We start from the raw sequence: 20,608 nt of genomic DNA, 5'->3' as shown, positions 1-20,608 counted from the left end.
GCGATTAGGAGGTGCGGCATTCGCCTGCCGCAGTTCCGCCCGTCCGGCCGTGGCGCTAGGATCGCCGGCATATCATATAAAGAAGAGGGAACCCGCATGGGCCATATCGATCCGACCAAGGAGATCTTTGCGCAATTCCGGGAGAACGACCGCCCGGGCCCGATTCACATGCTCAATCTGGTGCGGTTGCGCAAGGAGGCGGCCTATCCGGATGGGAGGAAAGCCAGCGGTGCCGAAGCCTATGCGGCCTATGGCCGCGAGAGCGGTCCGGTGTTCGAGCGCCTCGGCGGCCGCATCGTCTGGCAAGGCAGGTTCGAGCTGATGCTGATCGGCCCGAGGGAGGAGCGTTGGGACCATTGCTTCATCGCCGAATACCCGAGCGTCGCCGCCTTCGTCGAGATGATCCGCGACCCCGTCTATCGGGAGGCCGTGAAGCACCGGCAAGCCGGAGTCGAGGATTCGCGCCTGATCCGGCACGCCGTGCTGCCGGTCGGGAAGACGTTTGGGGAGATCCCTTCCTGAGTTCGCGATTTGTAGCTTTGTAGGGTGGGTTAGCGAAGCGTAACCCACCACTGTCTATGGCTCCGACGCAGAAGAGGTGGGTTACGCCGGGGCACTACGCTTCGCGCAGCCGCCCGGCTAACCCACCCTACTCAGTTGTGCCTAACCCGACGGCCCCGAGTCCTCGATGATCGGGCCGAACAGCTCCCAGCGTTCGCCGTTGAACTTCATCATCTGCATCTGCTTGTTGACGCGATAGTCGTTCGGCCCGGTGTTGATCTTGATGCCGGGCAGCGCGAAGCTCGGGGTGAAGTCCTTGATGTTGGCGACCTGCTTCATGACGTTCTCTCGCGACAGGTCGTCGCCGCATTGCTTCAGCACCTGCGTCAGCAGCTCGGCCACCGAATAGGCGTAGGTGTTGACGGTGTTGAGCTTGTCGCCTTCGGGGAAATACTTGTCCATGAAGGCGAAGAAGGCCTTCACACCCGGATCGTCCTTCCACTGCGGATCGCCCGGCTCCTTGCCATATTGAGTCGAGATGATGCCCTTGGAGATGTCGAGGCCGGCCGGCTTCAGCGTCGCCGAGATCGGGCTCGCATTGATGTCGACGATATGCACCGGCGTCCAGCCGAGCTCGGCGACTTTCTTGATCGCCTGCGCCGCGAACTTCGGCGTCGACGCGTCATAGAACAGGTCGGCGCCCATCGATTTCAGCTTGACCACCTGCGAGTCCACCGTCGGATCGGTGACTTCGTAGGAAACTTCGCCGACGATCATGCTGGCGGCCTTGTCGCCGAGGCCGCTCTTCAGGCCTGCAAGATAGTCGCGGCCCATGTCGTCATTCTGGTAGAGCACGCCGATCTTGGCGTTCGGATGCTCCTTGAGAATGTACTTGGCGTAGATGCGGCCCTCGGAGATGTAGTTGGGATTGTAGGCGATGGTCCAGGGATAGTTCTGCGGATCGTTGAAGCGCGCGGCGCCGGTGGAGGCCAACAGCTGCGGCACCTTCTTGCTGTTCAGATATTTTTGCACTGCGGCGTTCGCGGCCGTGCCAATGATCTGGAAGGTGAAGAGCACCTCGTCGCCTTCGACCAGCTTGCGGACCTGCTCGACCGTCTTCGGCGGCGAATAGGCATCGTCATATTGGATCAGGTTGATCTTGCGGCCGTTGATGCCGCCCTGATCATTGATCATCTTGAAGTAGGCGGCCTGGGTCTTGCCGATATTGGCGTAGACGGAATAGGCGCCGGAGAACGGCACGGTCTGGCCGATCTTGATCTCGGTGTCGCTCGCGCCGGTGTCATATTTCTTCTGGGCGAGGGCCTGGTTGGCGGAGAGCGCGAAGGCGAGCGCCGCCGTGGCAGTTAGAAAGACTCTGCGATTGCTCATGTTGGGTTGTTCCTCCTGACGGAATTTCCGGCCGACGGTCTTTTTCCGTTGATTGCAACGGTCGCCATCGCTGCCGAAGATTGTGGAGGAAGGGCGCGCGCCGCGCAAGGATCGCGGCGCTGCGCCGTAGCGTCTCAGGCGAGAAACAGTGCACCCAGCGCGATCGCCGCCGGCAGCGCCTGCACGATCAGGATGCGTGTGCTGACGGTCGCCGCGCCATAGGCGCCGGCCACGATCACGCAGATCAGGAAAAAGACCTTGATCTGGAACGCGAAGACCGGGTTGCCATGCAGCAGGCCCCAGATCAGGCCGGCGACCAGGAAGCCGTTATAGAGCCCCTGATTCGCAGCCAGCACTTTCGTGATCTCGGCCTTCTCCGGCGTATTGCGGAATGTCTTCAAGCCAAGCGGCTTGTCCCAGAGAAACATCTCCAGAATCAAAAAGTAGGCGTGCAGTGCGGCGACCAGCGCCACCAGGACATTCGCGATCAGGATCAATTGAGCCCCCCAGCTTTCGGGTGGACGTTAGCATGGCCGGCGTGGCAAGTGCGATGGTGTGTTTCGTTTGCCGTGGTGCCGCATGCCCGCTCGATCAACCAGCGCGCCCGAAAGTTTTGGCCTCGATCGTCTGAAGACGCCGATCGGCATCGCCCTGCTCGTCACCGATGCCGAGGGCGCGCTGCGCGCGCTCGACTGGGAAGATTACGAGCATCGGATGCGCGAGCTCTTGCGGCTGCAATACGGCGCGGTGGATCTGCGCGAGCGCTCCGCGCCGGCTGCGATGAGGACTGCGCTATCGGATTATTTCGCAGGTGATCTCGGACAGCTCGCGGCGATCGCATGGCGTATCGCCGGCACGCCGTTCCAGCAAAAGGTCTGGACGGCGCTCGCGAAGATCCCCGCCGGCACCACGATGAGCTACGGCGCGTTGGCGGCAAAGATCGAGATGCCCAAGGCCATCCGCGCCGTCGGCCACGCCAACGGCTCCAACCCGATCAGCGTGGTGTTGCCGTGCCATCGGCTGATCGGTGCCGATGGTTCGCTGGTGAAGTATGGCGGCGGCCTCGCGCGCAAGCGCTGGCTGCTCCGGCACGAGGGGGTCGAGGTTTAGCCCGCCGCCTTCACGCTGCCGGCTGGACCGCCTTATCACCCGCCATCACATGGGTCAGCGCGCTCTTGATCGCGGCCTGCCGGGTCGGGGCGTTGATCTGCGCGCCGAGCAAATCGGTGACGTAGAACACGTCGCGGGCGCGCTCGCCGAAGGTCGCGACGTGCGCGGAGGCGATGTTGAGGTTGAGCTTCGAGATCGCGGTGGTCAGCTCGTAGAGCAGGCCGGGGCGGTCGAGGCCGGACACCTCGATCACGGTGTAGCGGTCGGACCATTGGTTGTTGATGGTGACTTCCGGCTCGATCACGAATGGCCGCGCCTTGCTGCGCACGGTGCGCCGCGCCACCACTTCCGGCAGGCGCAGCTTGCCTTCGAGCACGTCCTCGATCATTTCGCCGATCCGGGTGGCGCGCCGGCCCTCGTCCTCGTCGCGGTCGTATTCCCGCGAGATCGAGATCGTGTCGAGTGCGCGGCCGTCGGTCGTGGTGTAGATCTGGGCATCGACGATGTTGGCGCCGGCCGAGGCGCAGGCACCCGCGATGATCGAGAGCAGCCATGGATGGTCGGCGGCGAAGATGGTCAGCTCGGTGACGCCGCGCACCTCGTCGAAGCCGACATTGATCGCGAGCTTGTGGCCGGCCTGCTCGCTGGAGCGGACGAAGCGGGCGTGCCGGATTTTTCGCGGCAGCTCGACCTTGAGCCAATAGGCCGGATAGTGCCGGCCGATATAGGCATCGAGTTCGTCCTTCGGCCATTCGGCGAAGGCCATGCGGAACTCGGTCTGCGCCGCGGCGAGGCGCTTGCCGCGATCGACTTCCGAGAAGCCGCCGGTCAGGACCGGCTCTGTTTCATAATAAAGCGAGCGCAGAAGCTGCGCCTTCCAGCCGTTCCACACGCCCGGGCCGACGCCGCGGATGTCGGCGGTGGTGAGGATCGTCAGCAGCTTCATCTGCTCGACCGACTGCACCACGGCGGCGAAATTCTCGATGGTCTTGTGGTCGGACAGGTCGCGCGACTGCGCGACGGTGGACATCGTGAGGTGTTCCTCGATCAGCCACGCCACGAGTTCGGTGTCGGCCGGGCTGAAGCCGAGCCGCGGGCAGAGCCGACGCGCCACCTTGGCGCCCGCAATCGAGTGATCCTCGGGCCGGCCCTTGGCGACGTCGTGCAGCAGCGTGGCGATGTAGATCACCGCGCGGTGCTCGGGGCGAGACTTGCGCATCAGGTCGCTGGCGAGCGCGAACTCCTCGATGCCGCCGCGCTCGATGTCCTGGAGGAAGCCGATGCAGCGGATCAGATGCTCGTCGACGGTGTAGTGATGATACATGTTGAACTGCATCATCGAAACGATCTTGCCGAAGGCGCGGATGAAATGGCCGAGCACGCCGGTCTCGTTCATCCGCCGCAGCACGATCTCGGCGTTGTCGGAGGTCAGGATCTCCATGAACAGCCGGTTGGCTTCGGGATTTTCGCGCAGGCTCGCATTGATCATGCCGAGCGAGCGCGTCACGTCGCGCATCGCATCGGGGTGGAAGGCGAGGTTGTTCTTCTGCGCCAGGCGGAAGATGCGGATCAGGTTGACCGGGTCGTGCTTGAAGATGTCGGGCGCGGCGACGTTGATGCGGTTGTTGTCGACGATGAAGTCGTCGCTGTCGGGCACGCGCCGCTTCACCGGGATCGGGCGCAGCCGCGCCATCATCCGGCTCAGCACCGGTGCGGGTTTGGCCTGCTGGTCTTCGAGCTTGGCGCAGAGGATGGCGGTGAGGTTGCCGACCTCCTTGGCGACGAGGAAGTAATGCTTCATGAAGCGCTCGACGTCCTGCATGCCGGGATGCGAGGTATAGCCGAGCCGGATCGCGATCTCGCGCTGGAGGTCGAAGGACAGGCGCTCTTCGGCGCGGCCGGAGTAGAAATGCAGATTGCAGCGCACCGACCAGAGGAAATCGGCGCAGCGGCGGAAGGTCCGGTATTCCTGCGCGTCGAACACGCCGCGCTCGACCAGCTCGTCGGTATCGCGGACGCGGTAGACGTATTTCGCGATCCAGAACAGCGTGTGCAGGTCGCGCAGCGCGCCCTTGCCGTCCTTGACATTGGGCTCGACCAGATAGCGCGATTGGCCGCCGCGGCGATGCCGCTCCTCGCGCTCGGCGAGCTTGGCGGTGACGAACTCGGACGCAGTGCCCTGCACGACCTCCTTGTCGAAGCGGTCGACCAGCTCGTCGTAGAGCGGCTGGTCGCCGGTGAGGAAGCGCGTCTCCAGGATTGCAGTGCGGATCGTCATGTCGCCGCGCGCCTGCCGGATCGATTCATCGACCGAGCGGGTGGCGTGGCCGACCTTCAGCCCCATGTCCCAGAGACAATAGAGGATGGCTTCCGCGACCTGCTCGCCCCAGGCGGTCTGCTTGTAGGGAAGGATGAACAGCAGATCGATATCGGACTCGGGGGCCATCAGGCCGCGGCCATAGCCGCCGGTCGCGACCACCGCCATGCGCTCGGCCCCGCTCGGAATCGGCGAGCGGTAGAGATGACGGGTCGCCGCCGAATACAGGATGCGGATGATCTCGTCCTGCACATGGCACAGCCGCTCGGCGCAGCGGCGGCCGTGGCGGTCCTTCAGCAGGATCGCTTGCGCGGCTGCGCGCGCCGCGATCAGCTCGGCCTTGAGCAGCTGCGCGGTCGCGGTGCGGAACGCGTCCTCGCGCCCCTCGTGCTTTTCGGCAAGCGCGTCGACCGCGGCGGTGATCCGCGCGGTGTCGAAGCGATCATCCGCCTCTGGCCTGTGCTCAGTCGTGACGCTGTCCATGTCTCATCGGATATAAGAGGTGACAGGCGCTGTCACGAGACATTCGCGGAATGAGCCGTGGACGGCTCGGCCAGCCGCGCTGGATGCCCGCGAGACCTGTCTCAGTCCCGGCCATAACATCATGATTTTTCTGGCTTTTGAAGCTCTGCGGCCTGGCCGCTCATGGCTGCTTCCATCAATCATGGGCTGACATGAAACGCGTCGCCCTCTATACCGCTCGTCAGATAACGACATGCCGGGAGAGATCAAGAATGGACGCCGCAGAGCTGCGCCAGATGCAGGCCCCGATCAAGGAGCGCTACAAGACTGATCCAACGGCCGCGATGATCACGCTGAAGGCCAAGGGTTCCACCGACAGCGAAGGCATCGCGTGCAAGGTCGAGACCGGTCGCGCCATCGCAATGGCTGGCCTCCATCCCGCCACCGGCGGCTCCGGCCTCGAGCTCTGCTCCGGCGACATGTTGCTCGAGGCGCTCGTCGCCTGTGCCGGCGTCACGCTGAAATCGGTCGCGACCGCGATCGAGGTGCCGCTCAAGACCGGGAATGTCTATGCCGAAGGCGATCTCGATTTCCGCGGCACGCTCGGCGTCGACAAGGAGACCCCGGTCGGTTTCGCCGAGATCCGCCTGCGCTTCGAGGTCGACACGCCGGCGCCGCAGGACAAGCTCGATCTCTTGCTGAAACTCACCGAGCGCTATTGTGTGGTCTACCAGACCATCAAGAACGGCCCGAAGGTTTCGGTATCGATGCAGCGGATGTGACTTCACTTATCCTCCCCTGCCCTCCAGGGGAGGGTAACAAGAAAAAATGTCCCTCGACCTTCACTTCATCCTCTTCCTCCTTCTGCGCATGGCGATCGCGGCGACGTTCGTGGTCACGGCCTCGATCATCGCCGAGCGCTCGGGGCCGGTGATCGGCGCGCTGGTTGCCACCCTGCCGATCTCCGCCGGTCCGTCCTACGCCTTCCTCGCAATCGACCATGACGCTGCCTTCATCGCGCAAGGCGCGCTGGCGAGTCTTCCGGTCAATGCGGCGACGATCTTCATGTGCCTCATCTATGTCGTGCTGGCGCAGCGGCACGGCATGGTGGTGAGTTGCGCTAGCGCCTTCGCGGTGTGGATTGCAATTGCCTCGGTCATCCGCCAGTTCGACTGGTCGCTCGCCGCAGGGCTTGCCGCCAATCTGATCGCGTTCGGCATCTGCATTCCGCTGCTCGCGGGCTATCGCCACGTGAAGATGCCGCTGGTGGGACGCCGCTGGTATGACGTGCCGATGCGCGCTGCACTGGTCGCGACCCTCGTCGCCATCGTGGTCTCGACGTCGAATTGGGTCGGCCCCCGCATCAGCGGCATCATCGCGCTGTTCCCCGTGGTGTTCTCCAGCATGATGGTGATCCTGCATCCGCGCATCGGTGGTCCGCCGACCGCCGCCGTGCTGGCGAATTCGGCTTGGGGCCTGCTCGGATTCGGGATGGCGATCGTGGTGCTGCATCTTGGGGTGGTGTGGTTCGGCTCCGCCATCGGTTTGTGTCTGGCGCTCGCCGCCTGCGTGACGTGGAACCTGACGCTCTGGGCGATCGGCCGGCGTGCAGTGCGCAAGGCGCAGCAGGGGCCGTAAGAGCGCGGACATCGGTCGCTGCCGAATTTCGACAGGTCCGTTAGAACTTTATTCGAGCTTTTCCTTTACGAATTATATTGCGTGCCCATCTCGGCTTCGATCCGTGCGTCATGATGACGGATTGGCGATTTGATCGCCCCGGACCTACGGGATCGTGGATTGGAATACGGCAATGTTGCCGCGCGGTCATATCCCCTTGGTTCAGATGGGCGTGTCCCATCGGCGTTATTTCGAGATGGAGATTGTTTGATGTTTGGTCGCAGATCCCGCGGTGATGCGGACGCACAGCTCGCCGCCATCAGTCGCTCACACGCCGTGATCGAGTTTGCCATGGATGGCACGATTCTCACCGCGAACCAGAACTTCCTCAACGTGCTCGGCTATTCCCTCGACGAGATCAAGGGGAAGAAGCACGTGATGTTCATGCCGGCCGATCAGCGCGACGGCGCCGCCTACAAGGCGTTCTGGGCTCAGCTCAACCGCGGCGAGGCCGAGTGCACCGAATTCAAGCGGATCGCCAAGGGCGGCCGCGAGGTCTGGATCGAGGCCTGCTACAATCCGGTGCTCGACGATGCCGGCAAGCCGGTCAAGGTCGTGAAGATCGCGACCGACATCACCGCCAAGAAGATCCACGCCATGACGGAAGCCTCCAAGGTGTCCGCCAGCAGCCGCGCCCAGGCCGTGATCGAGTTCAAGCTCGACGGCACCATCGTCACTGCCAACGAGAATTTCTGCAAGGCGCTCGGCTATTCGCTGGCCGAGATCCAGGGCAAGCACCACAGCATGTTCGTAGCCCAAGCCGAGCGCGATGGCGCGGCCTATCGCGAGTTCTGGGCCAAGCTCAACCACGGCGAATACCAGGCCGGCGAGTTCAAGCGCATCGGCAAGGGCGGCCGCGAGGTCTGGATTCTTGCCTCCTACAATCCGCTGCTCGACGAGAACGGCAAGCCGTTCGGCGTGGTCAAATACGCAACCGACGTCACTGCGGAGAAGCTGAAGAACGTCGATCTCGCCGGCCAGATCTCCGCGATCGACAAGGCGCAGGCGGTGATCGAGTTCAACATGGACGGCACGATCATCACCGCCAACGACAATTTTCTCGGCGCGCTCGGCTATTCGCTGGCTGAGATCAAGGGCCATCATCACAGCATGTTCGTCGAGCCGGCGGAGCGCGACAGCGCGGCCTATCGCGACTTCTGGGCCGCGCTCAATCGCGGCCAGTACCAGGCGGCAGAGTACAAGCGTATCGGCAAGGGTGGCCGCGAGGTCTATATCCAGGCCTCCTACAACCCGATCCTCGATCTCAACGGCAAGCCGTTCAAGGTCGTGAAATATGCGACCGATACCACGCGGCAGGTCCTGGTCCGCATGGGTAACGAGCGCGTCCGCGGCATGATGGAATCGGTCGCCGCCGGCTCCGAGGAGCTCAACGCCTCCGTGCGGGAGATCTCCGCGGCTATGACCAAATCGCGCGAGACCGCGATGGGCGCGGTGGACCAGGTCGCCGCCGCCGACGCCCAGGCGCAGCGCCTCACCGAGGCCGCGCAGGCCATGAGCGGCATCGTCGAGATGATCAACAGCATTACCGGGCAGATCAACCTCCTGGCGCTCAACGCCACGATCGAATCCGCCCGCGCCGGCGAAGCCGGTCGCGGCTTTGCGGTGGTCGCCTCCGAGGTGAAGAGCCTCGCCAACCAGGCCAAGCAGGCCACCGACAAGATCGGCCAGGAGATCGGCAGCCTCAACGGCATTTCCGGCGACGTCGTCAGCGCGCTAGGCTCGATCAAGCAGGCGATCAACAATGTCAGCGAATACGTGACGTCGACGGCTGCCGCCGTCGAGGAGCAGAGCACGGTCACGAACGAGATGTCGACCAGCATGCAGCGCGCGGCCGCCGAAGCGGCTGCGATCGCGGCACGGGCGTAGCAGGTCCAGAACCGTAGGGCGGGCAAAGGCGCGCACTTCGCGCCGTGCCCACCATCCGTCTGCGAATTCGCCGTGACGTGGTGGGCACGCTACGCTTTGCCCACCCTACGGCACCTTCACGGCTTCGGCAGCTTGGCCTTCAATGCATAGAGCGCGTCCAGCGCTTCGCGCGGCGACATCTCGTCGGGGTGCAGTGCCTTGACCGCATCCATCAGCAGCTCGGCCTCGGTCGGCGGCGCGGCTTCGGCCGCCGCGCGCGAGGGCACAGCGAACAGCGGAAGATCGTCCACCAGCACTCGCGCAGTCTGGCCGCGGTCCTGTGCCTCCAGCTTGGAGAGCACTGATTTGGCGCGCGTGATCACGGCCGGCGGCAGGCCGGCGAGCTTCGCCACCTGGATGCCGTAGGAGCGGTCGGCCGAGCCCGGCAGCACTTCGTGCAGGAACACGACATTGCCCTGCCATTCCTTCACCCGCACGGTCGCGTTGAACATCCGCGGCAGCTTGGCCGAGAGCGCGGTGAGCTCGTGATAATGCGTGGCGAACAGCGTGCGGCAGCGGTTGCTCTCGTGCAGATGCTCGATCGCGGCCCAGGCGATGGAGAGGCCGTCGAAGGTCGCGGTGCCGCGGCCGATCTCGTCGAGGATCACGAGCGCGCGCTCGCCGGCCTGGTTGAGGATCGCGGCGGTCTCGACCATCTCCACCATGAAGGTTGAGCGGCCGCGCGCGAGATCGTCGGCGGCGCCGACGCGCGAAAACAGGCGGTCGATGATGCCGATCCGCGCGCGCGTGGCCGGCACGAAGCTGCCGATCTGCGCCAGCAGCGCAATCAATGCATTCTGGCGCAGGAAGGTCGACTTGCCGGCCATGTTCGGGCCGGTGAGCAGCCAGAGCTGGCCGGATTTTTGTGCGGGCGCCGGCGACAGGTCGCAGGCGTTCGCGATGAAGGGCTCGCCGTTGCGCTTCAACGCCTGCTCGACCACGGGATGACGGCCGGCCTCGATCGCGAAGCCGAGTGAGCCATCGACTTCGGGCCGGACATAATTCTCGTCGACAGCGAGCTTGGCGAGCGACGTCGCAACGTCGAGCAGCGCAAAGCCTTGCGCCGCGGCGCGCAGATCGTCGCTGATGTCGAGCGCATTGGCACAGAGCCGCTCGAAGATCTCGAGCTCGAGCCCAAGCGCGCGGTCGCCGGCATTGGCGATCTTGGCTTCGATCTCGCCCAGCTCGGATGTGGTAAAACGTACCTGGCCCGCCAGCGTCTGGCGATGGATGAAGGTCGCGTTCAGCGGCGCCGACATCAGCTTGTCGCCATGTTGCGCGGTGACCTCGACGAAATAGCCGAGCACGTTGTTGTGCCGGATCTTGAGGCCCTTGACGGAGGTCACGTCGGCGTAGCGCGCCTGCATCGAGGCCACCACCAAGCGCGAGGCGTCGCGCAGGTTGCGGGCTTCGTCGAGCGCGGGCTCGTAGCCCTGACGAACGAAGCCGCCATCGCGCTTGATTAGTGGTAGCTGCTCGTCGAGCGCGCTGGCAAATTCCGCCGCAAGTTCGCGCGATGGCCGTTTCAGCGCCGTCATCACGGCGGTGATTTCCTGTGGCGGCTGGTCGAGTTCGGAGAGCCGCGCCAACGCCTGATCGGCTGCCATGATGCCGTCGCGCAGGCCCGCGAGATCGCGCGGGCCGCCGCGGCCGACTGAAAGACGGGCGAGCGCGCGAGACATGTCGGGCGCCCCGCGCAAGATGCTGCGGATGTCCTCGCGCGTCGCCGAATCCGCGACGAAGGTGCTGACGGCATCGAGCCGGCGCGCGATGGCCGGTGCATCGGTCAACGGCGCGGCAAGCCGCTGCGCTAGCAGGCGCGAGCCCGCCGAGGTTGCGGTGCAATCGATCGCGTCGAGCAGCGAGCCGCGTCGCTCGCCCGCGAGCGTCCGCGTCAGTTCGAGATTGGCGCGCGTGGCCGGATCGATCGCCATGGTCGCGCCGGCGGCCTCGCGCGCCGGCGGCGACAGCGGCGGATGCTTGCCGACCTGGGTGCGGTCGACATAGGTGACGGCGGCCGCCGCAGCGGTCGCTTCCAGCCGCGTGAGTTGAGCCAGGCCGTCCATAGTCGCGACCGCGAAATAATCGCACAGGCGTTTCTCGGCGGTGGCGCCGTCGAAGACGTCGCGGGTCAGCGGCGTCACGGCCGGCAGCTCGCGCAGGGTCTGTCCGAGTTCGCTGTCATTATAGAGCGCGTCGGTGACGATGGCTTCGTTCGGATTGATGCGGGCGAGCGTCGCGGCAAGCTCGCCGCCGCTGCACTCCGTCACCATGAATTCGGCGGTCGAGATGTCGATCCAGGCCAGCCCGAAACGATCGCCGCCGGCCGACGAACGGGCGCGTGCGATTGCCAGCAGGTAATTATTGGCGCGCGCGTCGAGCAGCGTGTCTTCGGTCAGTGTGCCCGGCGTGACCAGCCGCACCACGCCACGGCGCACCACGCTCTTGTTGCCGCGCGCCTTTGCGGCCGCGGGGTCCTCGGTCTGCTCGCACACCGCGACCCGGTGGCCGGCCGAGATCAGCCGATGCAGATAGTCCTCGGAGCGCTCGACCGGCACGCCGCACATCGGGATGTCCGCGCCCTGATGCTTGCCGCGCTTGGTCAGGACGATGCCGAGCGTCCTCGAGGCGATCTCGGCGTCCTCGAAGAACAGCTCGTAAAAGTCGCCCATCCGGTAGAACAGCAAGAGGCCCTGATGCGCGGCCTTGATCTCAAGGTACTGTTCCATCATCGGGGTCACGCGCGCCGCCGCCTCGGCCTGCGGGGCGGACGCTTCGTCGGGGGGCGGCGCTGGTATCGGCTGTTGCAGTGTCATGGGCGGCGCAACCTACAAAATTTCGCCTCCTGCTCCTATCGCTTTGGCCGGGGAGAGGAGGTTTTCCACGTTGTCCGCACTGCGGCATGCGCTGGCGGCGTGTGCCCTCTTCGGAACACGCAAGAAACCGTCAATTGACCTGCCGCGGGCGCCCTCCTAAAACTCCGCGGACATTGAAGAATTCTGGCCGGGTCGCGGCATTCAGGGAGAACAACGATGCGTGACGTCTTTATCTGCGATGCCGTGCGGACCCCGATCGGCCGTTTCGGCGGCTCGCTCGCCAAGGTGCGCGCCGACGACCTGGCGGCTGCTCCCATCAAGGCGCTGATGGCCAAGCATCCCAAGCTCGACTGGGCGCAGGTCGACGAAGTCTTCTTCGGCTGCGCCAACCAGGCCGGCGAGGACAACCGTAACGTCGCGCGCATGGCGCTGCTGCTGGCAGGCCTGCCGGATTCGGTTCCCGGCCAGACCCTGAACCGGCTTTGTGCCTCCGGTCTCGACGCGGTCGGCGCCGCAGGCCGCGCCATTCGTTCCGGCGAGATCGAGCTTGCAATCGCCGGTGGTGTCGAATCCATGACGCGGGCGCCTTTCGTGATGGGCAAGGCGCAGGAAGCCTTCTCGCGCTCGGCCGAGATTTTTGACACCACCATCGGCTGGCGTTTCATCAATCCGCTGTTGAAGGCGCAGTACGGCGTCGATGCGATGCCGGAGACCGGCGAGAATGTCGCCGAGGAATTCCAGGTCTCGCGTGCCGACCAGGACGCTTTCGCGATTCGCTCGCAGCAGCGCGCGGGTGCGGCGATCGCCGCCGGCTATTTTGCCGAAGAGATCACCCCGATCACCATTCCCGGCGGCAAGGCCGGTCCGGTCACGATCGACAAGGACGAGCATCCGCGCCCCGAGACCACGCTGGAAGGTCTGGCAAAACTAAAGCCGATCGTGCGCAATCCCGGCACCGTCACCGCCGGCAACGCGTCGGGCGTCAATGATGGCGCTGCTGCGATGATCCTCGCATCCGAAGCCGCGGTGAAGAAGCACGGCCTGACGCCGCGCGCGCGCATCCTCGGTCTCGCTTCGGCCGGCGTGCCGCCGCGCATCATGGGTATCGGCCCGGTGCCGGCGACCCGCAAGCTGATGGAACGGCTCGGCAAGAAGATCAGCGATTTCGACCTGATCGAGCTGAACGAAGCCTTCGCCTCCCAGGGCATCGCCTGCATGCGCCAGCTCGGCGTCGCCGATGATGCGGATTTCGTCAATCCGCATGGCGGCGCCATTGCGCTGGGCCATCCCCTCGGCATGAGCGGCGCGCGCCTCGCGCTGACCGCCGTGCACGGCATGGAAAAGCGTGGCGGCAAGCTCGCGCTGGCCACCATGTGCGTCGGCGTCGGCCAGGGCGTCGCCGTCGCGATCGAGAAGCTGAATTAAGCGCTCTCCTCTTCCTCTCCCCGCTTGAGGGGAGAGGTTCTCAGGGACCGTGCCATGATCATCGAGCGCGAGCAGGACGTCACGGCCGCCGCATTGGCGGTGATGGAGCGGACGTCCGATCCGCGGATGCGGCAGATCATGGTCTCACTGGTCAAGCATCTGCATGGCTTTGTCCGTGACGTGCGCCTGACCGAGAAGGAATTCCGCGACGCCACGGCGATCATTGCCGAGCTCGGCAAGCTTTCGACCGACACGCACAACGAAGTCGTGCTGATGGCGGGCTCGCTCGGCGTCTCGCCGCTGGTGTGCCTGCTCAACAATGGCGATCAGGGCAATACGGAAACCGATCAGTCGTTGCTCGGACCGTTCTGGCGCCTGAACTCGCCGCGGGTCGAGAATGGCGGCTCGATCGTCCGCTCCGATACGCCGGGAGCGCCGCTGTTCGTCAGCGCTCGCGTTGTGGACAAGGATGGCAGTCCCGTCGCCGGCGCGGAGGTCGATGTCTGGCACGCCTCGCCAGTTGGTTTGTACGAGAACCAGGATCCTGATCAGGCGGACATGAACCTGCGCGGCAAGTTCACGACCGACCAGGATGGACGTTTCTCGTTCCGCTCGGTGATGATGATCGGCTATCCGATTCCGACCAATGGTGTGGTCGGCCGCCTGCTCGAGGCGCAGAGCCGTCACCCGTATCGTCCGGCGCATCTGCACGCCCTGATCTTCAAGCCCGGGTTCAAGGTGCTGATCTCGCAGGTCTACGACCCCGCCGATCCGCATATCGACAGCGACGTGCAGTTCGGCGTGACGCAAGCACTGATCGGCAAGTTCCTGCGCCACGATGCACCGCATCCGACCGCGCACGGCGTCGCGATGCCCTGGTATTCGCTTGAGCACACCTACCGGCTCGAGGCCGGCGAAGCCGTGCTGCCGCGTCCACCGATCAAATAGTGGCGCTCCGTCGGGCGCGGGGCGCGCTAAATCGCTTTCCTGGATTAGTTATAACCTATAATAATCCGAGAAAGCGTTGACCGGCCGGACCAGAATGGCTGTGGAGGAGTTCGCCCATGACGTTCATCTATCCCGTCGACAGCAACAAGGCGCATCCGCTGCCGCTGTCGCCCGAGTACAAGAGCTCGATCAAGCGCGCGCCGAACAAGCCCTTGATCCCGATGCGCCACACGCTCTCGGAATTGACCGGTCCGGTCTACGGCCACGAGACCGTGCGCGACGGCGACAATGACCTTACCACCCAGCACACAGGCGAGCCGCTCGGCGAGCGCATCATCGTGCACGGCCATGTCCGCGACGAGGATGGCCGCGGTGTGCCTGATACGCTGGTCGAGATCTGGCAGGCCAATGCCTGCGGCCGCTACGTCCATGTCCGCGACCAGCATCCGGCGCCGCTCGACCCGAACTTTACGGGCGCCGGCCGCACCCAAAGCGATGCCTCGGGCTATTATCGCTTCGTCACCATCAAGCCCGGCGCCTATCCCTGGGGCAATCACCACAATGCCTGGCGTCCGGCGCACATCCACCTCTCGGTGTTCGGCCATTCCTTCGTCACGCGCCTCGTGACGCAGATGTACTTCCCCGGCGATCCGCTGTTTCCGTTCGATCCGATCTTCAATTCGGTGCCGGACGAGACAGCGCGGATGCGGATGGTCTCGTCGTTCGACCTGGAGAATACCAAGCCCGAATGGGCGCTGTGCTACCGCTTCGACATCGTGCTGCGCGGCAAGAGCGCCACCCCCATGGAGACCAAGTAACGTGCAGGACGCTGTGAAGCCCAACGGTATCACGCCATCGCAGACCGTCGGTCCGTTCTTCAAATACGGCCTGACGCCGACCGGCGACTACGCCTGGAACGACGCCTTCACCAACTCGACGCTGACGCCTGACCTCACCGGCGACCGCATCCGCATCGAGGGCCGCGTGTTCGACGGCGATGGCGTCGTCGTGCCTGACGCCATGCTGGAGATCTGGCAGGCGGACGCGCAGGGCCGCTTCGCCGATCCGCAGGACAAGCGCGCGCTGCCGAATGCGAGCTTCCGCGGCTTCGCCCGCTGCGGCACCGGCAAGGACGGCAACTACTCCTTCGATACCATCAAGCCGGGCGTCGTGCCCGATCCCGACGGCAAGCCGCAGGCGCCGCACATCGTTCTGGCGGTGTTCGCGCGTGGCATGCTGCGGCATCTCTATACCCGCATCTATTTCAGCGACGAGGCCGGCAATGCCGCGGATCCGGTGCTGGCGCTTGTGCCGTCCGACCGCCGCGCCACGCTGATCGCCGTGCGCGAGGCTGGCAAGCCGGTCTATCGGCTCGACCTGCATTTGCAGGGTGACAGCGAGACGGTGTTCTTCGACGTGTGACGTCTGGCCGCCTTCCTGTGTAGGCGGCTTCCGTGCGGCTGGCGCTTCCTGGTGTGATCATGCAGTATGGCTGCGGCACCCGGGGCGCTCTGCATGACACCTCCACAACTGCCTGCGGTCACTGAGCCCGCCCGATTGACGGCGGCGCTACGCAAGGCCGGCGCGCTGGACGCGGGCGCCGTTCGCGAGGTGAAGGTGCTGCATGAGCGTGACACCGTGGTGTCGCACATCACCCGGCTCGGCCTGCGCTATGTCGGCGAATCCACCGGCGCGCCGCAATCGCTGATCCTCAAGACACCGCACGCCGATTTTGCCAAGACGCTGGCCAATGGCGGCCGCCATGAGGTGACTTACTACACGAAACTGGCCCCAAAGATGCCGCCTCAGCTCGTGCCGCGGTGCTTCGACGGACATTTCGATGAGGGGAACCTCACCTGGCATTTGCTGCTCGAGGATCTCACCGACAGCCATGAGATCGCGACGCAATGGCCGCTGCCGCCGTCGCGTGAGCAAATGATCGCGATTGTCACGACGCTCGCGCGCTGGCACGCGGCCTGGTGGGACCATCCCGATCTTGGCGACACCGTCGGCACCTGGGCGAGCACCGAAGACAGCGCGCAACGCATGGAGACCTTCGCCGGCCATTACGATCGCTTCGCCGATCTGCTCGGCGACCGCCTCAGCGAGGAGCGCCGCATCCTCTATCGCCGCCTCATCGATCAGTCGGCCCGGCTGTCCGAGCGCTATCATTCGCGCCGTCATCTCAGCATCGCCCATGGCGATGCCCATACCTGGAACTTTCTGCTGCCGCGCGCCGGCGTCGCCGATACTGTGCGCATCTTCGATTTCGACCTGTGGGGCATCAATGTGCCGACCGGCGACCTCGCCTACATGATGGCGATGCATTGGTACCCGGAGAGGAGGCAGGCATTCGAACGCCTGCTGCTCAATCTCTACCATGACACGCTGATCGAAAGCGGCATCACCGACTATACCCGCGGTGCACTCGATCGGGATTATCGCTGGTCGGTGCTCTGGCACATCACCAAGCCGGTCTGGCAATGGAGCATCAACATCCCGCCGCTGATCTGGTGGAATAATCTGGAGCGCGTGATGATGGCGGTCGAGGATTTGGGCTGCGAGGAGTTGTTGGGGTGACGCAGCGGGAATGAGGCGCGACGACCGTCCCACATTCTCAGTGTCGTCCCGGCGAAGGCCGGGACCCATAACCCCGGGGAGTAGTTGTCGCGCGAGCCGGCAGCTCCGAGTCTTCGCCAAACCTCTCCCTGTGGTTATGGGTCCCGGATCTGCGCTTCGCTTGTCCGGGACGACAGTGGAGATTGCGGCTCAACCGCGTTCTACTCCATCACCGCGTGTTCCGGCCCCGCAGCCTGCTTGCGCAGCGCGGCTTTGGTCGAGCCGATCATCAGCGCCAGCGGGATGGTGCAGACGATGAAGATCATTACCAACATGTAGTCGTGCGCGAACGCGATGATCTGCGCCTGCACGCCGACCATCCGGTCGGCCATGGCGCGGCCGGCGTCGGTGGACAGGTTGATCATTCCGCGCACGTCCGGCATCTGGAGCGCGTGGTTGAACGGGTTGATGTATTCGGACAGGATTGCGTAGGTCTTGCGCGTGCCCTGCGTCAGCTGCGCGATCACGATGGAGATGCCGGCCGAGCTTGCGACGTTGCGCAGGAGCGTCAGCATCGAGGTGCCGTCGGTGCGCAGATTATTCGGCAGCGTCAGGAATGCGACCGTCGACAGCGGCACGAAGACGAGGCCGAAGCCAAAGCCCTGGATTACGCTGACGATGACGATCTCCGGCGCCTGGGTCTGGTCGGTCCAGCCGGTCATCTGGAAAAGCGAGGCCGCGGTCAGCGTCAGGCCGCAGATGATCAGCGTGCGCGCTTCGATGTAGCGCATGATGCGGCCGACCATCATCATGGCGAAGAAAGTGCCGAAGCCGCGGCTCGCCAAGAGACCGCCGGCGGTCATGATGGGGTAGCCGATCACGTTTTGCAGGTAGGGCGAGGCCAGCGCCATGGTCGAGTACAGCACGAGGCCCATCACCGTCATGAAGACGCAGCCGGTGACGAAGTTGCGATCCCGAAACAACGCGAACTGGATGAACGGCCGCGATGTCGTGAAGGAGTGGGCGAAGAAATAATAGAACGCGATGCCGGAGATGACGAATTCGGTCACGATCTCGGCCGATTCGAACCAGTCAAGCTGCTCGCCGCGGTCGAGCGCCAGCTGGAGCGCGCCGATCCCGACCGCGAGCGCGGCAAAGCCGAACCAGTCGAATTTCAGGCTGAGATTCTTGTCCGTCTCGTCCATGAAGATGGCGAGCCCGAGCACGGTGATGGCGCCGAATGGCAGGTTGACGAAGAACACCCAGTGCCAGGAATAGGTCTCGGTCAGCCAGGCGCCCAGCGACGGACCCATGATCGGGCCCATCATCACGCCCATGCCCCAGATCGACATCGCGGTGGCGCGTTCCTGGAGCGTGTAATAGTCGAGCATGACGGCTTGCGAGAGCGGCACCAGCGCAGCGCCGAACACGCCTTGCAGCAGGCGGAACAGCACCATCTGGTTGATGTCCTGCGCGAGGCCGCACAGCACGGAGGCGATGGTGAAGCCGGCCGAGCAGATGATGAAGATGCGCTTGCGACCAAAACGGTTGGCGATCCAGCCCACGGGCGCCGTCATGATCGCGGCGGCGACGATGTAAGAGGTCAAGACCCAGTTGATCTGGTCCTGCGACGCCGACAGCGTGCCCTGCATGTAGGGCAGCGCGACGTTGGCGATGGTGGTGTCCAGCGCCTGCATGATGGTCGCGGTCATGGCGCAGATCGTCACCATGTTCCGGCGCAGGCCGGGGACCATCAGGTGGGCATTGGGGCCCGACATCGGATCAGTCCTCGTCTCAGTCTTTATCTTGGCTCGCGGTCGCCGACAGGCCGAGCAGGCCGGCGAGCGAACGCTGATGGCCGGTGTCGATGGTGGCATAGACGCTCATGCCGGCCTTCAGCTTCTTCACGTATTTGTCGGTCTCGTCGAAATAGATCCGGATCGGCACGCGCTGCACCACCTTGACGAAATTGCCGGTGGCGTTCTGCGGCGGCAGGATCGCGAATTGCGCGCCGGTGCCGGGCGAGAGCGAACCGATCTTGCCCTTGAAGATATGGTTCGGGAACGCGTCGACCTCGAGCGTGACCGGCTGGCCCTCGGTGACATAGGTGAGGTCGCTCTCCTTCGGGTTGGCATCGACCCAGGGATGGGCGACGTCGATGATGGAGAACACCGCCGTGCCCGCGGCGACGTAGCGGCCGAGCTGGATCTGCTCGACCTGGGTCGCGACGCCGCTCATCGGGGCGCGCACCACGGCGTGATCGAGGTTGCGCTCGGCATTGTCGAGCTTGGACTTGGCCTGGGCGTAGGGTGGGAACTTATCGAGCGGCAGATCGGTGTCGCCGAGCAGCTGCGTCTTGGCGGTCGAGATCTGCTGCTTGACGTATTGCGCGATCGAGCCGGAGGTGACGAGCGCGTTCGAGGCGTTGTCGAGATCGAGCTGCGAGCCGTAGCTGTTCTTCACCAGCGCCTGCTTGCGCTCGACGTCACGCTGCTTCAGGTCGACGCCCTGCTGGGCGAGGTTGAGCATGTCGCCGTAGATCTTGATGTTGGCGCGGAGATTGTCATAGGTGGACTGCGCCTGCATGACCTGCGCCTTGGCCTCGTCGACCGCGAGGCGGAACGGCACGGGGTCGATCTCGAATAGCTCGTCACCCTGCTTGACGAACTGGCCCTCCTTGACGACGACCTTCTCGATCTTGCCGGAGATGTCGGGCGTCACCAGCACTTTCTGGGCGCCGACATAGGCGTCGTCGGTGCCGACATAGCGGCCGCCATTGAGATAGAAGGTGAGCCCGACCACGGCGACGACGATTGGCAGCACGACCATCAGCAGGAAGCGGCGATAGCGGCGCAAGCCGGCAACGAAGCGCCGGCGCGGGTCGGTGCCGGCCTTCTTGGTCGGCTTGCCGCTGTCGATCTTCTGTTCGGGCTGGAACTTGAGAACCTGATCAGCCATAGCGCTGCTCCTTACGCGCTTGCTCCGCTCCGGACGTCTGGATCGCGTTACGCACGTTTTCTTTGATTGATTCGAGTTGGGTGAGGAGACGGTGAGCGTCCGCCGGGCTGATGCCGTCGAGTGCGTTCGCCGTGAGTTCCGACTTCAGGCCGCTCATCTTCCCGAGCAGCGCACGGCCGGACTTCTTGAGATAGAGGCGGTTGACGCGGCGGTCCGAGGCATCGCTGCGGCGCTCGATCCAGTCATTGTCGCAGAGCTTGTCGATCAGGCGCGTCAGCGTGATCGGCTGCATCTCGAGGAGCTCGGCGAGTTCCGACTGTTTCATGCCCTCGCTGCGCTCGACCTTGGACAGCACCGCCCATTGCGCGCGGGTGATGCCGAAGCGTGAGGCTTCCTTGTCGGCATAGACGCGCAGCAGGCGATAGAGCTCACCGAGCGTGAACAGGAAGTTCTGGTCGACCGACCCGCGAGTCATAAGCTTTGTCTCCAATAAGCTTGGCATATAATAAGCAAGCTTATG

Annotated in this window: 17 protein-coding genes; 10 read left to right on the top strand and 7 right to left on the bottom strand. The window is 64.5% G+C overall.

Annotated elements, in window-relative coordinates; translation table 11 throughout:
- The first annotated feature begins 96 nt into the window (after window positions 1-96).
- Window positions 97-522, top strand: a complete 426-nt coding sequence (locus tag IC761_RS35430; RefSeq protein ID WP_195801231.1) for a DUF1330 domain-containing protein — start codon at window positions 97-99, stop codon at window positions 520-522.
- Window positions 523-663: 141 nt separating this feature from the next.
- Here IC761_RS35430 and IC761_RS35425 read toward each other — a convergent pair whose 3' ends face one another.
- Both IC761_RS35425 and IC761_RS35420 read right to left on the bottom strand, forming a co-directional pair.
- Complete coding sequence (locus IC761_RS35425; protein ID WP_195801230.1) at window positions 664-1,890, bottom strand: ABC transporter substrate-binding protein; 1,227 nt, start codon at window positions 1,888-1,890, stop codon at window positions 664-666.
- Window positions 1,891-2,024: 134 nt separating this feature from the next.
- On the bottom strand, window positions 2,025-2,387 hold the full coding sequence (locus tag IC761_RS35420) for a DUF1304 domain-containing protein (RefSeq protein ID WP_195801229.1): 363 nt from the start codon (window positions 2,385-2,387) through the stop codon (window positions 2,025-2,027).
- Between the two features lie 82 nt (window positions 2,388-2,469).
- Here IC761_RS35420 and IC761_RS35415 point away from each other — a divergent pair, with 82 nt between their 5' ends.
- Window positions 2,470-3,000 (top strand): methylated-DNA--[protein]-cysteine S-methyltransferase, encoded by a 531-nt coding sequence (locus tag IC761_RS35415; protein ID WP_195801228.1) that lies wholly within the window; start codon window positions 2,470-2,472, stop codon window positions 2,998-3,000.
- A 10-nt stretch (window positions 3,001-3,010) separates the two neighbouring features.
- On the opposite strand, the gene IC761_RS35410 is transcribed toward IC761_RS35415, so the two are convergent.
- Window positions 3,011-5,800, bottom strand: coding sequence for a [protein-PII] uridylyltransferase (locus IC761_RS35410; protein ID WP_195801227.1), 2,790 nt, complete (start codon window positions 5,798-5,800; stop codon window positions 3,011-3,013).
- Between the two features lie 251 nt (window positions 5,801-6,051).
- Between IC761_RS35410 and IC761_RS35405 the strand changes: the two genes are divergently transcribed.
- The 3 genes from IC761_RS35405 to IC761_RS35395 all read left to right on the top strand — a co-directional run bounded on the left by IC761_RS35405 (window position 6,052) and on the right by IC761_RS35395 (window position 9,343).
- Complete coding sequence (locus tag IC761_RS35405; RefSeq protein WP_195801226.1) at window positions 6,052-6,561, top strand: OsmC family protein; 510 nt, start codon at window positions 6,052-6,054, stop codon at window positions 6,559-6,561.
- A gap of 46 nt (window positions 6,562-6,607) precedes the next feature.
- Window positions 6,608-7,417 (top strand): hypothetical protein, encoded by an 810-nt coding sequence (locus IC761_RS35400; protein ID WP_195801225.1) that lies wholly within the window; start codon window positions 6,608-6,610, stop codon window positions 7,415-7,417.
- A gap of 249 nt (window positions 7,418-7,666) precedes the next feature.
- Entirely contained in the window at window positions 7,667-9,343 is a 1,677-nt protein-coding gene (locus tag IC761_RS35395; protein WP_195801224.1) for a methyl-accepting chemotaxis protein, read from the top strand.
- A gap of 116 nt (window positions 9,344-9,459) precedes the next feature.
- On the opposite strand, the gene mutS is transcribed toward IC761_RS35395, so the two are convergent.
- On the bottom strand, window positions 9,460-12,198 hold the full coding sequence (gene mutS / locus IC761_RS35390; protein ID WP_195801223.1) for a DNA mismatch repair protein MutS: 2,739 nt from the start codon (window positions 12,196-12,198) through the stop codon (window positions 9,460-9,462).
- A 216-nt stretch (window positions 12,199-12,414) separates the two neighbouring features.
- Between mutS and pcaF the strand changes: the two genes are divergently transcribed.
- From pcaF to IC761_RS35365, 5 genes are all read left to right on the top strand, one after another.
- On the top strand, window positions 12,415-13,623 hold the full coding sequence (pcaF, locus tag IC761_RS35385) for a 3-oxoadipyl-CoA thiolase (protein ID WP_195801222.1): 1,209 nt from the start codon (window positions 12,415-12,417) through the stop codon (window positions 13,621-13,623).
- 54 nt (window positions 13,624-13,677) lie between these two features.
- Window positions 13,678-14,571: a dioxygenase family protein gene (locus IC761_RS35380; RefSeq protein ID WP_195801221.1), complete on the top strand. Its 894-nt coding sequence runs from the start codon at window positions 13,678-13,680 to the stop codon at window positions 14,569-14,571.
- Between the two features lie 116 nt (window positions 14,572-14,687).
- Entirely contained in the window at window positions 14,688-15,389 is a 702-nt protein-coding gene (pcaH, locus tag IC761_RS35375) for a protocatechuate 3,4-dioxygenase subunit beta (protein WP_195801220.1), read from the top strand.
- 1 nt (window position 15,390) lies between these two features.
- Complete coding sequence (pcaG, locus tag IC761_RS35370) at window positions 15,391-15,993, top strand: protocatechuate 3,4-dioxygenase subunit alpha (RefSeq protein ID WP_195801219.1); 603 nt, start codon at window positions 15,391-15,393, stop codon at window positions 15,991-15,993.
- 93 nt (window positions 15,994-16,086) lie between these two features.
- On the top strand, window positions 16,087-17,151 hold the full coding sequence (locus tag IC761_RS35365) for a phosphotransferase (protein WP_195801218.1): 1,065 nt from the start codon (window positions 16,087-16,089) through the stop codon (window positions 17,149-17,151).
- A 200-nt stretch (window positions 17,152-17,351) separates the two neighbouring features.
- Here the strand turns inward: IC761_RS35365 and IC761_RS35360 are convergent, their stop codons facing one another.
- Genes IC761_RS35360 through IC761_RS35350 form a run of 3 tightly spaced genes read right to left on the bottom strand, consistent with a single transcriptional unit; the run spans window position 17,352 to window position 20,563 of the window.
- Window positions 17,352-18,908 carry an MDR family MFS transporter gene (locus tag IC761_RS35360; RefSeq protein ID WP_246791416.1) on the bottom strand — a complete coding sequence of 519 codons (1,557 nt, stop codon included), beginning with the start codon at window positions 18,906-18,908 and terminating at the stop codon, window positions 17,352-17,354.
- A gap of 16 nt (window positions 18,909-18,924) precedes the next feature.
- The gene (locus IC761_RS35355; RefSeq protein WP_195801216.1) at window positions 18,925-20,088 is read right to left on the bottom strand and encodes an HlyD family secretion protein; all 1,164 of its coding nucleotides are present in this window, start codon (window positions 20,086-20,088) and stop codon (window positions 18,925-18,927) included.
- The gene (locus IC761_RS35350) at window positions 20,081-20,563 is read right to left on the bottom strand and encodes a MarR family winged helix-turn-helix transcriptional regulator (protein ID WP_195801215.1); all 483 of its coding nucleotides are present in this window, start codon (window positions 20,561-20,563) and stop codon (window positions 20,081-20,083) included. Before IC761_RS35350 ends, IC761_RS35355 begins: the two co-directional genes overlap by 8 nt.
- Between the last annotated feature and the right edge of the window lie 45 nt (window positions 20,564-20,608).

It is taken from the genome of Bradyrhizobium commune, assembly GCF_015624505.1.
GTDB lineage: Bacteria > Pseudomonadota > Alphaproteobacteria > Rhizobiales > Xanthobacteraceae > Bradyrhizobium > Bradyrhizobium commune.
This window is presented reverse-complemented; position numbering and strand designations above follow the sequence as displayed.

What these genes read in the sequence shown, in the direction of transcription:
- IC761_RS35430 (WP_195801231.1), top strand. Translation starts at nt 97, where the DNA reads ATGGGCCATATCGATCCGACCAAGGAGATCTTTGCGCAATTCCGGGAG.
- IC761_RS35425 (WP_195801230.1), bottom strand. Translation starts at nt 1,890, where the DNA reads ATGAGCAATCGCAGAGTCTTTCTAACTGCCACGGCGGCGCTCGCCTTC.
- IC761_RS35415 (WP_195801228.1), top strand. Translation starts at nt 2,470, where the DNA reads ATGCCCGCTCGATCAACCAGCGCGCCCGAAAGTTTTGGCCTCGATCGT.
- IC761_RS35410 (WP_195801227.1), bottom strand. Translation starts at nt 5,800, where the DNA reads ATGGACAGCGTCACGACTGAGCACAGGCCAGAGGCGGATGATCGCTTC.
- IC761_RS35405 (WP_195801226.1), top strand. Translation starts at nt 6,052, where the DNA reads ATGGACGCCGCAGAGCTGCGCCAGATGCAGGCCCCGATCAAGGAGCGC.
- IC761_RS35400 (WP_195801225.1), top strand. Translation starts at nt 6,608, where the DNA reads ATGTCCCTCGACCTTCACTTCATCCTCTTCCTCCTTCTGCGCATGGCG.
- IC761_RS35395 (WP_195801224.1), top strand. Translation starts at nt 7,667, where the DNA reads ATGTTTGGTCGCAGATCCCGCGGTGATGCGGACGCACAGCTCGCCGCC.
- mutS (WP_195801223.1), bottom strand. Translation starts at nt 12,198, where the DNA reads ATGACACTGCAACAGCCGATACCAGCGCCGCCCCCCGACGAAGCGTCC.
- pcaF (WP_195801222.1), top strand. Translation starts at nt 12,415, where the DNA reads ATGCGTGACGTCTTTATCTGCGATGCCGTGCGGACCCCGATCGGCCGT.
- IC761_RS35380 (WP_195801221.1), top strand. Translation starts at nt 13,678, where the DNA reads ATGATCATCGAGCGCGAGCAGGACGTCACGGCCGCCGCATTGGCGGTG.
- pcaH (WP_195801220.1), top strand. Translation starts at nt 14,688, where the DNA reads ATGACGTTCATCTATCCCGTCGACAGCAACAAGGCGCATCCGCTGCCG.
- IC761_RS35365 (WP_195801218.1), top strand. Translation starts at nt 16,087, where the DNA reads ATGACACCTCCACAACTGCCTGCGGTCACTGAGCCCGCCCGATTGACG.
- IC761_RS35360 (WP_246791416.1), bottom strand. Translation starts at nt 18,908, where the DNA reads ATGTCGGGCCCCAATGCCCACCTGATGGTCCCCGGCCTGCGCCGGAAC.
- IC761_RS35355 (WP_195801216.1), bottom strand. Translation starts at nt 20,088, where the DNA reads ATGGCTGATCAGGTTCTCAAGTTCCAGCCCGAACAGAAGATCGACAGC.
- IC761_RS35350 (WP_195801215.1), bottom strand. Translation starts at nt 20,563, where the DNA reads ATGACTCGCGGGTCGGTCGACCAGAACTTCCTGTTCACGCTCGGTGAG.